The sequence below is a fragment of the Bacillus sp. PS217 genome (assembly GCF_037963535.1).
Classification (GTDB): Bacteria; Bacillota; Bacilli; order Bacillales; family Bacillaceae; genus Bacillus; species Bacillus subtilis.
In genome coordinates this window covers 210,201-222,500 of the sequence record NZ_CP150157.1, presented here as the reverse complement: position 1 = coordinate 222,500, position 12,300 = coordinate 210,201, and the positions used below count along the sequence as shown (strand labels likewise).

The window sequence follows — 12,300 nt, the reverse complement described above, 5'->3', positions numbered from 1 at the left end:
AAATCTCCGGATCAAAGCTTGCTTACAGCTCCCCGAAGCATATCGGTGTTCGTCCCGTCCTTCATCGGCTCCTAGTGCCAAGGCATCCACCGTGCGCCCTTTCTAACTTAACCGTTAAAAAGAATCACTATGTGATATCTTGTGTTACTAATTGAATGTGATGTCTACTGTTATCTAGTTTTCAAAGAACACATTTCGAAGGAATGATCCTTCAAAACTAAACAAGACAGGGAACGTTCTGTTTATAAGACCCAAGGTCTTATATTCCGTATAATATCCTTAGAAAGGAGGTGATCCAGCCGCACCTTCCGATACGGCTACCTTGTTACGACTTCACCCCAATCATCTGTCCCACCTTCGGCGGCTGGCTCCTAAAAGGTTACCTCACCGACTTCGGGTGTTACAAACTCTCGTGGTGTGACGGGCGGTGTGTACAAGGCCCGGGAACGTATTCACCGCGGCATGCTGATCCGCGATTACTAGCGATTCCAGCTTCACGCAGTCGAGTTGCAGACTGCGATCCGAACTGAGAACAGATTTGTGGGATTGGCTTAACCTCGCGGTTTCGCTGCCCTTTGTTCTGTCCATTGTAGCACGTGTGTAGCCCAGGTCATAAGGGGCATGATGATTTGACGTCATCCCCACCTTCCTCCGGTTTGTCACCGGCAGTCACCTTAGAGTGCCCAACTGAATGCTGGCAACTAAGATCAAGGGTTGCGCTCGTTGCGGGACTTAACCCAACATCTCACGACACGAGCTGACGACAACCATGCACCACCTGTCACTCTGCCCCCGAAGGGGACGTCCTATCTCTAGGATTGTCAGAGGATGTCAAGACCTGGTAAGGTTCTTCGCGTTGCTTCGAATTAAACCACATGCTCCACCGCTTGTGCGGGCCCCCGTCAATTCCTTTGAGTTTCAGTCTTGCGACCGTACTCCCCAGGCGGAGTGCTTAATGCGTTAGCTGCAGCACTAAGGGGCGGAAACCCCCTAACACTTAGCACTCATCGTTTACGGCGTGGACTACCAGGGTATCTAATCCTGTTCGCTCCCCACGCTTTCGCTCCTCAGCGTCAGTTACAGACCAGAGAGTCGCCTTCGCCACTGGTGTTCCTCCACATCTCTACGCATTTCACCGCTACACGTGGAATTCCACTCTCCTCTTCTGCACTCAAGTTCCCCAGTTTCCAATGACCCTCCCCGGTTGAGCCGGGGGCTTTCACATCAGACTTAAGAAACCGCCTGCGAGCCCTTTACGCCCAATAATTCCGGACAACGCTTGCCACCTACGTATTACCGCGGCTGCTGGCACGTAGTTAGCCGTGGCTTTCTGGTTAGGTACCGTCAAGGTACCGCCCTATTCGAACGGTACTTGTTCTTCCCTAACAACAGAGCTTTACGATCCGAAAACCTTCATCACTCACGCGGCGTTGCTCCGTCAGACTTTCGTCCATTGCGGAAGATTCCCTACTGCTGCCTCCCGTAGGAGTCTGGGCCGTGTCTCAGTCCCAGTGTGGCCGATCACCCTCTCAGGTCGGCTACGCATCGTTGCCTTGGTGAGCCGTTACCTCACCAACTAGCTAATGCGCCGCGGGTCCATCTGTAAGTGGTAGCCGAAGCCACCTTTTATGTTTGAACCATGCGGTTCAAACAACCATCCGGTATTAGCCCCGGTTTCCCGGAGTTATCCCAGTCTTACAGGCAGGTTACCCACGTGTTACTCACCCGTCCGCCGCTAACATCAGGGAGCAAGCTCCCATCTGTCCGCTCGACTTGCATGTATTAGGCACGCCGCCAGCGTTCGTCCTGAGCCAGGATCAAACTCTCCGATAAAGTAGTTTGACTGACTACGCACATCGCTGTGCGATTTTTTAAAAACTGAATTAACAGGTACGTTTTGTCTTGTTTAGTTTTCAAAGATCATTTTGCTTGCTTTGTTAAAGCAACTTTATTAGTATACAATGTCACTTCTTCAAAGTCAACAACTTTTTTAAAAACTTTTGGTGGAGCCTAGCGGGATCGAACCGCTGACCTCCTGCGTGCAAAGCAGGCGCTCTCCCAGCTGAGCTAAGGCCCCATAAAAAATGGTCGGGAAGACAGGATTCGAACCTGCGACCCCATGGTCCCAAACCATGTGCTCTACCAAGCTGAGCTACTTCCCGATTTCCTATCTATTCTATTAAAAGATATGGCGCGCCCGAGAGGAGTCGAACCCCTAACCTTTTGATCCGTAGTCAAACGCTCTATCCAATTGAGCTACGGGCGCAATTCAATTTACAATATCCCGTTGGGATAAATGGAGCGGAAGACGGGATTCGAACCCGCGACCCCCACCTTGGCAAGGTGGTGTTCTACCACTGAACTACTTCCGCATATCGCAATAAAAAAAGCTTTCTCCTTATGAGAAACCTTGGTAATAATACATTTAATAAAGCTTCCAAGCGGGCTCGAACCGCTGACCTCTTCCTTACCATGGAAGAGCATCTTGAAAGTTTAAATCCGGTTTCTTAGGACAAAGGTAATTATAGCAGGGTTTTGATAAATGTCAATACGGTTTAGACAAATTTAGAAAGGTGGCGAATAATCGTGTTTGCCACCTTTCTGCCACCCTGGGTGGCGGACACCTGAAATTAACCCCGAACAAATAATTCATTAAATGAGTTCAAAATAAAAAACCATCTATTATAAGATGGTTTTCATTTAACAACTTTCAAGGTTCTTGGTAATCCTTCTTCCCACGTTACATATTCTTTTCTTCTTAATGCATCCAAAAGGCCTTTTACTGAGCTTGTTGATTTCAAACTTAATTCTTTCATTAGCTCTCTATATGATGGAGGAAACCCCTTATCCTTTATATGTTTTTCAATTGCCTTCAACGCTTCTAATTGTCTCTCTGTGATTTTACGCATAATTCCTGACCCCTCTTTTAGTTGCTGCAGGAGAAACAGCAAGGATATTTTCGATAGTAAACGTCTTTGTTTGTCGGCTGGTGAAACAATAAGCTCGAATGTAACTCTGATTAATTTGCCGTACAATTATTGATCTCTTTGAAATAAAACCGTCATTTCTCATATAAATCATCTCTAGGACTGTTTTCTCTGTTAAAGAACGTTTTAAAATCGATTCCATGCTTTCCTCCTCCTTCTTTACCATTATTTTATACGAACATTAGTTCTATTTCAAGTTGAAAAACGAATGTTTGTTCTGGTATTATTTACTCAAGGAGTGATGAACATGTCTGAAGGAATTTATGATAAACGCTGGGAACAAAAATTTATTCTGCCCGAACACAGAGAAGCTTTATTACATAGAAAGATTGAAACTAAAAAAATTGAAAAGCCTGTTCTTGATGAATACCAACTCGAAGAAATGGCGCGGATTATTTCTGAAGCAATGGAGAACAATACGGCTATAACCATTAGTTTTTATAGAAATGGCTTTATTGAGGACATAATCGGGCATGTTCATTACATAAATGAAATCAAACAACAGTTACATGTGAAGGATTTAAAGGGGGATACAAACTTTATAGCGTTTGACTCTCTAACAGCTGTAAAAACAGAATAACCCTCTCTTATATGAGAGGGTCTAATATCGGTCAAGTCTGTAATCTAATTCCTGCCATCTGCATTTCAGCATTAGTCGTATGAGCCTCAATATGCTGGTTGGATTGCTCAGGAGCTGCATTAAACGCAAATAAACCAGTGGTAACAATAACAGCAGAGAGAAATACACAAACACCTTTTTTAATACTCATATAAACAGTCACCTCGCTGAATTTGAAGCTGCGCTTCAACCATTTTATCATAGAAAAAACTGGATTCTTCAAATTCTCCGCCTTCTCTATAATATTCTGCAGTTAGCAGCGTTATGTGTTCCGTAAATGAAAACATGTGACTTTCATTAAGATGATTCAATATATTGAGGATACCCTGTTTATCAACAGACTCAATATATAGGGCATTCAGAAACTGATTCATCGATAGGAAAAGTTCATCATTGAATTTTTGTGCTGTTTCGATCCCTTGCTGTAAAACCTTCTGTCCTTCATTAAACTTTTCCTGCTTGAATAAAACTGTGGCCAACGAATGGAGCGTATGAGGAAGTGTCCTTAAATTTGCTCTTTCTGCAACCTCAGCTGCTTCTTTCAAATATCCTTCAGCTTTACTTGGTTGTCCCATGTAATGATAACATTCACCTAAATTATACAAAGCAGAACTTATTAGTCTGTCGTGCCCTAATTCCTTAGAAAGCTTCAGGGCTTCTTCAAGATGTTTTAACCCTTTTTCATAATGTTTAAAATCGAGATAGTTACCTACGATTACAAACAAGCTTTGAATTTTCCTTACAGTATACAGCGGATTCTGATCATAAATCTCTAATGCCTTTAAAATGTGATGCATGGAAACGTGAGTTTGTTTCATGTTGTAATAAGCTTCTGCCACCTTAAAATGAAATTCAGCTTGTTCGATTTCATCAGTAACAGCATAAAGTTCTTTTTCAGCTTTACGGTAATAGTTAATAGCTTCCACGAATTCTTGCTGATCAAATTCATACATACCGCGGAAAAATAGTGAGTAATATTTCAGGAGACCGGTTAATTTCTTTTGGGGAGCTTCAATTTTTTCAAGTAATTCTGAGATGGTTGGACGTGCTGTTCTATACTTTTTTTCCGGCTCTAAGTAGTCGAGCATAAGTTGGTGTCGAAAGCTCATTAGTGAGTAATAAATTAGTAAATACTCATCCTCTTCCATTTGTTTAATTTCTCTTTCAACTTCTGCTTTTAAAATTTCAGCATCCGGAACACTAAACTGACGTATCATCTTATACCATTCGGTAATCTTAACCCCTACATGTGAGGAAGGTAAAACCGGATTCACAGGATCCCTCCTTTTTGTTTCTTTTTATGTAATATTCTAACATTTCCAAAAAGAGTTTGAACCGCAAAAAAACCGCAAACTTTTTCTTCGGTTAGTTTTGTGGTGGATTCATTTTCCAGATAAAAGGTTTTTTTGTATTTCTCACTCTCTTTATATGGTAAAATTTTGTTGATTATTGTACCGCAAAGCTTAACAAGAAAGGATATGATCATGAAAGTTTTTGAAGCCAAATCACTACTTTCAGAAGCAGATAGACGCGCAAAAGAATACAAGGAATTAAGAGGCCAGATGATCAATCTCAAGAAGGCATTTAAAGCCGTAGCTGATTTAGATGACAGTGAGTTTTCCGGCAAGGGCGCCGACAACATTAAAGCATTTTATCAAGATCACGCAGGTGTAGCTGACAATTGGATTGACTTACTTGATATGAAAATTGCTTTTTTGACAAGCATTTCAGGCACATTAGAGGACGCCAGCTTATCTGACGCATACATAGAAGAATCCTTCTTAGAACACGAACTAGCTAACGCTTACACAAAATCAAAAGCCATTATGTCTGAACAAAAGAAAGCGATGAAAGATATCTTACATGATATCGACGATATTCTTCCGCTTGATTTGTTCTCGACAGAAACCTTTAAAGACGAACTCGCCGATGCGGAGAACCAACGCAAAAAAACAGTCAATAAAGTAGGCAGCGTTGACGAAGCACTTGTTTCTGAATATGCTCAGTCAGAGCCAAACGAGCAATTCATCAAGAAGGACTTTCAGAAGCTTGAGGAATCCACTGGCAAGGGTAAGAATGCTACACCCATCCACTACAACGCTAAAGCGTATAGAGAAAGTGACATACATAAGAAAAAAAGCGATATTGAGAAACAAACTGAAGCTTATTTGAAAATCAAGAAAGATGAAGCGAAAGAACGAGAAATAAAAGATTTAAAGAAGAAGCTAGCTGACGGAGTAACGGATCCGGATGAATACTTAGAAATCGCCAAGAAGGTCGGATATGAGAACCTTACCCCTGAGCAGCTTGAATTTGTTTCATTTCTTGAACAGCGTAAAGCATTTATGGATAACGGAAAAGAAGTGTTGCGAATCATAGGTGATGGCACTAAAGGTGCGATTGTTGGTGTATACGATCTTGCCAAGGATACCGGTGAAGGAGCTATTCAATTCGGATGGAATATCGGTTGGACAATTGACAACTTAAACAAAGATCCTCAAAAAGTGCTGGATACAGTTCTGGAATACGACTATCAAGCTGCCTTTCAAAGCATGGTTGACACATTGAAGGATAATTGGGATAAAAAAATGATTCACGGAGATGCATACACACGGCTGCACTATGTTACTTACTTGGGCGGAAGTCTTATGTTATTGAAAGGTGGAAAGTCCTCTGTCTCAACAGGCTCGAAAGATCTTGCTAAAGTCGGGAAAGCAGCTAGTGAAAAGATTAAAAATGGTAATCCATCTGCCAAATCTTATGTTAATGAATACACTCCTGCATTAGAAGGGATTCTACAAGACGCCGGAAATACTATTAATGTTAAAAATACGCCACTATTAAAGAGATTAGTTCAATCAAAGGATGATTTGTTTACTAAAGCCGCACCATATACTTACAGAGATGAATACGGAAACCTCAAAACAGTTAACTTGAAAATGGGTCATCTTAAAAACGAAAAACATCCTAAAACTGGTGTTCCATATGATAAAGACGGTTTCCCAATTTTCAAACCAAAATTTGATACGAAGATTGATTCTAATCTTTATAAGGAAAGCGATTATTTACAATTTAAAAATGCAACCTTAAAATTAAAAGAAGAAATCGAAACGGATCCTTTACTTAGAAATCAATTCAATGACCTTCAAATCGAGATGATAAAAGCAGGCGAAACACCGGACGGTTATACTTGGCATCATCACCAAGATCCAGGGAGGATGCAATTAGTTGACCAAAAGGTGCATCGGAAAACAGGCCATACAGGAGGCCGACACCTTTGGGGTGGAGGAAGTAAGAACAGATAGGAGTTGGACAATATGACAGAGTGGAGATTTGCAGAAAAACCTATTGGGGAAACAACTGTTAAAAAAATCGAAAAGGCATTAGATATTAAGTTCCCTAGCGACTACGTTACAACTATATTAAACAACAATGGGGCGCGCCCAAGTAAAAAGATATTTGACTTTAAAAATACAAAAGGTGCTGTTTTTAATCGATTACATGGTCTAACTGAGGATAGTTCAAGTTTTATTTTAGAGGTCTTAGAAGATTACCAGGATGGAAGAATGCTTCCTGGGATAGTTCCTTTCGCCTGTGACCCTTTCGGTAACGAAATCTGCTTCGATTATCGTCTTAATAAAGAGAATCCGTCCGTAGTTTTCTGGGATCACGAGATTGCATATGAAGATCCTGATAAAGCTTTGAGTCATATATGTGATTCATTTACCGAGTTGGTTAATAAACTATACGAGGAATAAACGGATAAATCCCTTCTCATAACGAGAAGGGATTCTTTTATTTTAGTAGGGACTCAAGCTTCGCTTTTGTCTTAGGTCCATAAACGCCATCAGCAGTCAGACCATTTACTGACTGGAACCGTTTGACTGCATTTGCTGTTTTCGGCCCATATACGCCATCGATGCCGTTATTTTTCGCTCCTTTATCCGGGTAGAAATAAAGAGCAGCCAGAGCATTTTGAACTTGTCTGACATTCGTTCCTTTCGTCATCGGACTTGTCACTTTAATAATTCCGGAAGGAAGCGGGTATGATGTCTTTTTGCCGCTTGTTTTAGTGCTGCTGGATGAACTTGATCCTTTCAGTTTCAACTTTTGGCCAACTGTAATTTTATTCGGATCTTTAATGTTATTCCAGCTCTGAAGACTTGCCACACTCACCCCGTGCTCTTTTGCAATTGCAGAAAGAGTATCGCCTTTTTTCACTGTATACGTTGTTCCGGATCCTGAAGAACTACCTGAAGTCGTTGAGCTTTTTCCGCCGATTTTGCTTAATTCATCAGCAATAGCAGCTTTGACTTCATCCCATCTACCTTCATCTAAAATACGGTGCGGACAATACTTGCCGTTCCAGTCTTGATGCTTTCGCACACGATCAACACCCCAGCCGCGCTCTTTAAGCAGCTTCGCTACAAATTTGATAGCCAGCTTTTCAGCGGCGTAGTATTTAGGTCCTCCTGACTTGCTGTAGCAGATCTCTACTCCGATAGACTTGCGGTTTCCTGGACCATCTTTCCCGTCTCCTGTGTGCCATGCATTACGATTCAACGGAAGCCCTTGAATAACCTGTATATCATCCACCGCAAAGTGATAGCTTGTTGAGCTTGTGTTGTTCTTCATATAAGAAATTTCATTCTTCGCTGAAGCGTCGTTTGCTGTATTGTGAATAGTGATATATTCCGGAACCATAGGATTCGGACATTTCAAACTGTATTTTTCTTGGGAAACTAAATTTTTCACCACTTTTATGGCCATAGTATTTCCTCTCCTATCATAAGATTAAAAAAGGGCTGCCAGCCGGCAACCTCATTTAGTTAGATTGTTTTGTTTTAAAATTGCTTTCTGCTTGTGCCCTTTGGTTGTCACATAGTTATTTTTGAACCAAGCAGCCAGTGTCGTGCCGATAGTAAAGATGACAGACCCTGCTGTGTAAAGAGCATCCGCAAGCTGATTCACTTGGTCCTCAGTAATATCTAAAGGTGACTTTCCAAACATCAGCATAGTCTGGTTGATCAGTGCAATTGAAAGAAGCACCGTCCGAATGACCGTGCCTTTGTCGTAGTTTTTCATATTGTGTGTTCCTCCTTATTTTTGCAAAACAGTATAGAAAATAGCGATTGCACCGCCAATAACTCCGGTACAAACAGCTGTAATGATAGCGCCTGTGATGGAACGTTTGATCCATGTTGTATTTTCTTCTATTTTGTTTAGTTTTTCATTCAGCGTCATGATCTGCTGATCTTGCCTATCCGAGACACGCTCAAGGGCATTGACACGCTGTTCTATCGCTTTATTCTCACTTTTAATCTCTGATATTTCTCTTTGTAGTGCGAGCAAATCCGGTACCTCCGTCGGTTGTGACATCAGTACACCCCCCTTTTATTTCATCTTCTTCACCTCCTCCGAGGCAAAATAAAAGGACAACCGGATTTTATGAGACGGCCGTCCCTCTTACTGAAAAGTTTCCATTTGTTAACGCTGTGAGCTCCATCATGATTTCTTTAAAACCGGTAATGTCAAAAGACCAGGCTTCCGATTTCCCTTTTGTGCTAGTGGCAAACGTTCCGTCATCCACTTTCTGCCCTCTCAGGGCCCTTTTTGTTCCTGATAGGGATTTACCCCAGAATTTCAATTCGCTTGTCTCAGCTGTCCCATAAACCTCAATAAGCAACGTTTTAAATGATCCAACAGTGAACGGAGTACCTTCCCCAATCGTTTCTGTTTTATCGTGAAAAATAACATCTATCGTTTTTGCTTGAGTGTCTAATGAGCCGAGATTCAAGCCTTCAGTCTGAACTTTTAAGCGGCCATCATCGGTTAAGCCACTCTTATCTATTTGCATAGTGAGCGGAGCAGCTGTCGTAATTGGAACAGCTTGTTTAATATTTATATCTTCTTCCCCAGCACCCAGCGACTGATAAAGTAAGAATTCAGATTGCTGCAGGTTACCATTTGCATATCTGAAACGGAAATATCGTTGTGTTAAGTGGATCCATTCAGTCTCACCAAGTGTCCCTGACTTAACTACTAAGGAAGATACTGTGGTCCACGTATTCATATCATTACTTTCTTCGATGAATAAGGTTCCTTCGCGATCAGAATAAGCGTGCCCTTTCACTTTTGAAATTAGTACCTGCCCTAATCGATCCTGGCCATACTGTGTATATACTTCAGTTGCTTTTAAGACTGCGTTTGTCAGCAGATCTGCATTACCCGAAATGGTGGCCATCGGGACCACAAAATCTCTGTTTCCTTCTCTGTATGGCTTGGCTGCCCCCGGCTTACCGGCTGCATCTGTTGGAAATTGAAAACTGTACTGCGTCATTTTAAAATTCCTCCTTGCTTGTGTTAGTCTTTAGAGGTCTATCATGGGTGTTACATCGTGCCCACCCCCTTTCAGGCAAAATAAAAAAGCCCTACATGGCTTCTCCTGTGATTTCTTTATACTGTTCTGCAGTGATTAGATTTTTCTCTATTCCTTTTTGTAAATCCTCAGGCGAGCAATCTTTATAGTGGATTGCCTGCTTTACCATTTCAGGGGTAGCCCAGTTATAATACAAAGCCAATACCCAATAATTCATACGTTATCCTCTCCTTGTAAGGAAAGCAGCTGTAGCTTTATTTCAGACAGCGCATTTCCTAATGTCTGGTTTAATTCTTCAAGTTGTTTGCGGGCCAGCTTCTCTTGCGACAATTCTTGTGCAAGCAACTCGACCTGATCAGGAGGCTCATAAGGTGGATTGCTTTTCGATTCTTCCCACCAAGCTTGCAATTCTTCTTGTGTTGGTATCGGTGCCCTGATGTTCCATTCCGCTATATAAGATGGAGATCCATCTCCATTATTCTGAACAATAAAATCCTTCGTAGGATCGGCTGTCGGATATTTGTAAAGGATAGCTTCGCCTATATTCATTGTTACCTCCTAAAATCTTGGATAATTGCGACCTCCAAGTTCTTGAATATCAAAAAAGTTGAAAACACCGTTTTTGTCATCTACCGCTCTTTTTAGCGTTTCATCTCCACCGTAGTTACAATAACACCAGATCTCAACATAATCTCCTTTATTCATTGGTACAGTGGCATTCCCATTAAGGCCAAGATTCATTCCGTTATCCTTTTCAGAAAAATCTCCCCTCATATGGTGAAGGGTCTTATACTCCTGGCCATTTAAGTACACTTTCAAATGAAAGTTTATATATGAGGTGTAGTTTATTGTATATATTCCTGCTCCAATCAAATACATTCCGTCATTTGGCGCAATAAATCGATTATTTTTTGTATCAAAGGCATTATGACTGTCCTTGATTTTTCTATTAAAAGCAATTTTAGTGTGGTCAATCTTTTTCAAATATTGAATTCCTGTAGTTCCTATGTTTGCATGCGCAAATCCTGAAATTTTATCCCACGGAGTCCAGCCGGAACCGCTCCACCAATGCCTAACCCATACACCAGTGCTATCAAGATAAGTCCCTGACTCATTACCTGTGCCGTAAAAGTATTGTGTGAAGCGGGAATTATTATATTTCTCGTTTTTTACAATTCCATATCGCAAAGGATATCCAGTCGTATTTCCTTGGCCAATATCCATAAGAGTAAGCCCAAGCGGATATGATTCTCCACTAGTTCTCGCGTCTTGAATTGCATTTGTTCCCGTGAGGAGGGTGAGCTTCTGATTTGTAAAGTTGTTTTGAACAAATGCTTTTGCATCTGAAAGAGCCTTGTCAGCTTTCTCTTGTGATGCAGTTTCTGTTTCGAGTTTCTTCCACCCCTGCCATCCGACAGTATTACCGTCCCAATAATTCGTAAAGACATTATTTCTGTAGTCCATGGCATAAACCCAGCCATAGCTGCCTTTTCCATCAGATGATTGGCTTGTCATTTGATAAAACCCTCTCGTAGAGGCGGTAGAAGGAGAATTTACCGCTTTTCCATTTGCATAAAAGGTCCCCATACTTCTACCTCTATCTATAATTGCCTGAAGCATATCTTCGCCTTCATTCACTGCAAAAGATACACCCCCAACATCATTTGTAATTTTAGATAGTTGAGCACCATTCCATTTATCCTTATCACTTTTAGTAACATGGATATCTTTATCATCAGTGTGAACAGCCAATCTTTTTATTGATCTTTCTTCTGTTTCGTACTTTATCCAATCTGACCAAGTTCCATTAACTAATGACTTTCTCCAAAAGCCGCCATCTGTGGCCATGGCCATTGCTTCTCCGCTCGTCGAAGAGGAGCACAAGTAAATACCGCGAACCGCTTGGGGCGGTGCATTAATAGCATCACTCGACATGTAAAAAGTAAAAGTCTTTTTCTGCCCTATCGCAACACTATGAAAGTCATAGCCTTGACCGATGTTAATAAGAATGGATCCATCGTCTTTCGTCATTTTCGAAAGCTGCGCCCCATTCCATTTAGCTCGCTCTTCATTCGTAACATGCCGTTCCTGATCTTGATTGTGCAGATCAAAATCTTTCTTCGCCGCCTGCTGCACGTTATCAACATTACCCAGATCCAGCTGTTCCTTTGTCACCTTGTGAGGGTTGTTCATGTCATTTTTATGTGCGGCTAAATCTTTATGCGCTTCTTCAATACCTTTCTCCCAACGGTTCACATCATCCTCATTGATTGGATCATCCGGCAGCCAGTCTGTTTTTGCTTCATATGCCATTT

At 41.6% G+C, this 12,300-nt stretch carries 13 protein-coding genes, 4 tRNA genes, 2 rRNA genes and 2 pseudogenes (1 of these 21 cut by a window edge); 3 read left to right on the top strand and 18 right to left on the bottom strand.

The genetic code is table 11. The features are described from left to right. The 8 genes from NSQ83_RS01360 to NSQ83_RS01325 all read right to left on the bottom strand — a co-directional run. A 23S ribosomal RNA gene (locus NSQ83_RS01360) occupies positions 1-113 on the bottom strand; it reaches 2,815 nt to the left of the window's first position. Between the two features lie 170 nt (positions 114-283). Further along, positions 284-1,833, bottom strand: a 16S ribosomal RNA gene (locus tag NSQ83_RS01355). The 16S and 23S rRNA genes sit together here with 4 tRNA genes alongside, the layout of an rRNA operon. A 168-nt stretch (positions 1,834-2,001) precedes the next feature. Then, a tRNA-Ala gene (locus tag NSQ83_RS01350) sits at positions 2,002-2,077 on the bottom strand. 8 nt (positions 2,078-2,085) lie between these two features. Beyond that, positions 2,086-2,162, bottom strand: a tRNA-Pro gene (locus tag NSQ83_RS01345). 27 nt (positions 2,163-2,189) lie between these two features. Next, positions 2,190-2,266 (bottom strand) — tRNA-Arg (locus tag NSQ83_RS01340). A 31-nt stretch (positions 2,267-2,297) separates the two neighbouring features. Beyond that, positions 2,298-2,372, bottom strand: a tRNA-Gly gene (locus tag NSQ83_RS01335). 324 nt (positions 2,373-2,696) lie between these two features. Continuing rightward, positions 2,697-2,909 (bottom strand): transcriptional regulator, encoded by a 213-nt coding sequence (locus NSQ83_RS01330; protein WP_087961652.1) that lies wholly within the window; start codon positions 2,907-2,909, stop codon positions 2,697-2,699. Then, positions 2,902-3,129, bottom strand: coding sequence for a hypothetical protein (locus NSQ83_RS01325; protein ID WP_087961653.1), 228 nt, complete (start codon positions 3,127-3,129; stop codon positions 2,902-2,904). Before NSQ83_RS01325 ends, NSQ83_RS01330 begins: the two co-directional genes overlap by 8 nt. Positions 3,130-3,234: 105 nt before the next feature. On the opposite strand from NSQ83_RS01325, the gene NSQ83_RS01320 reads away from it, so the two are divergent. Then, a complete protein-coding gene (locus NSQ83_RS01320) occupies positions 3,235-3,567 on the top strand; it encodes a YolD-like family protein (protein ID WP_087961654.1) in 333 nt (110 codons plus the stop codon). A gap of 31 nt (positions 3,568-3,598) precedes the next feature. Here NSQ83_RS01320 and NSQ83_RS01315 read toward each other — a convergent pair whose 3' ends face one another. Together NSQ83_RS01315 and NSQ83_RS01310 are read right to left on the bottom strand one after the other, a co-directional pair. Then, a complete protein-coding gene (locus NSQ83_RS01315; RefSeq protein ID WP_164907155.1) occupies positions 3,599-3,757 on the bottom strand; it encodes a hypothetical protein in 159 nt (52 codons plus the stop codon). Beyond that, the gene (locus NSQ83_RS01310) at positions 3,747-4,880 is read right to left on the bottom strand and encodes a tetratricopeptide repeat protein (RefSeq protein WP_087961655.1); all 1,134 of its coding nucleotides are present in this window, start codon (positions 4,878-4,880) and stop codon (positions 3,747-3,749) included. The genes NSQ83_RS01315 and NSQ83_RS01310 overlap by 11 nt, the downstream gene beginning before the upstream one ends. Positions 4,881-5,090: 210 nt before the next feature. Between NSQ83_RS01310 and NSQ83_RS01305 the strand changes: the two genes are divergently transcribed. Further along, positions 5,091-6,911: a T7SS effector LXG polymorphic toxin gene (locus tag NSQ83_RS01305; RefSeq protein WP_128473524.1), complete on the top strand. Its 1,821-nt coding sequence runs from the start codon at positions 5,091-5,093 to the stop codon at positions 6,909-6,911. A 12-nt stretch (positions 6,912-6,923) separates the two neighbouring features. Further along, on the top strand, positions 6,924-7,364 hold the full coding sequence (locus tag NSQ83_RS01300) for an SMI1/KNR4 family protein (RefSeq protein WP_042977637.1): 441 nt from the start codon (positions 6,924-6,926) through the stop codon (positions 7,362-7,364). 37 nt (positions 7,365-7,401) lie between these two features. On the opposite strand, the gene NSQ83_RS01295 is transcribed toward NSQ83_RS01300, so the two are convergent. The 8 genes and pseudogenes from NSQ83_RS01295 to NSQ83_RS01260 all read right to left on the bottom strand — a co-directional run. Next, on the bottom strand, positions 7,402-8,376 hold the full coding sequence (locus NSQ83_RS01295; RefSeq protein WP_095843440.1) for an N-acetylmuramoyl-L-alanine amidase: 975 nt from the start codon (positions 8,374-8,376) through the stop codon (positions 7,402-7,404). Between the two features lie 51 nt (positions 8,377-8,427). Beyond that, the gene (locus NSQ83_RS01290) at positions 8,428-8,691 is read right to left on the bottom strand and encodes a phage holin (RefSeq protein ID WP_095843439.1); all 264 of its coding nucleotides are present in this window, start codon (positions 8,689-8,691) and stop codon (positions 8,428-8,430) included. Positions 8,692-8,706: 15 nt separating this feature from the next. After that, positions 8,707-8,985: a hemolysin XhlA family protein gene (locus NSQ83_RS01285; RefSeq protein ID WP_017696800.1), complete on the bottom strand. Its 279-nt coding sequence runs from the start codon at positions 8,983-8,985 to the stop codon at positions 8,707-8,709. 67 nt (positions 8,986-9,052) lie between these two features. Further along, positions 9,053-9,946 carry a phage portal protein gene (locus NSQ83_RS01280; protein ID WP_095843438.1) on the bottom strand — a complete coding sequence of 298 codons (894 nt, stop codon included), beginning with the start codon at positions 9,944-9,946 and terminating at the stop codon, positions 9,053-9,055. A gap of 91 nt (positions 9,947-10,037) precedes the next feature. Next, positions 10,038-10,202 carry an XkdX family protein gene (locus NSQ83_RS01275; RefSeq protein ID WP_087961660.1) on the bottom strand — a complete coding sequence of 55 codons (165 nt, stop codon included), beginning with the start codon at positions 10,200-10,202 and terminating at the stop codon, positions 10,038-10,040. Further along, positions 10,199-10,534: an XkdW family protein gene (locus NSQ83_RS01270; RefSeq protein WP_095843437.1), complete on the bottom strand. Its 336-nt coding sequence runs from the start codon at positions 10,532-10,534 to the stop codon at positions 10,199-10,201. Before NSQ83_RS01270 ends, NSQ83_RS01275 begins: the two co-directional genes overlap by 4 nt. Positions 10,535-10,543: 9 nt before the next feature. Then, positions 10,544-11,359, bottom strand: a pseudogene (locus NSQ83_RS01265) (terminase); the annotation flags it as partial. 675 nt (positions 11,360-12,034) lie between these two features. Then, a pseudogene (locus NSQ83_RS01260) lies at positions 12,035-12,298 on the bottom strand (terminase); the annotation flags it as partial. Positions 12,299-12,300 lie beyond the last annotated feature (2 nt).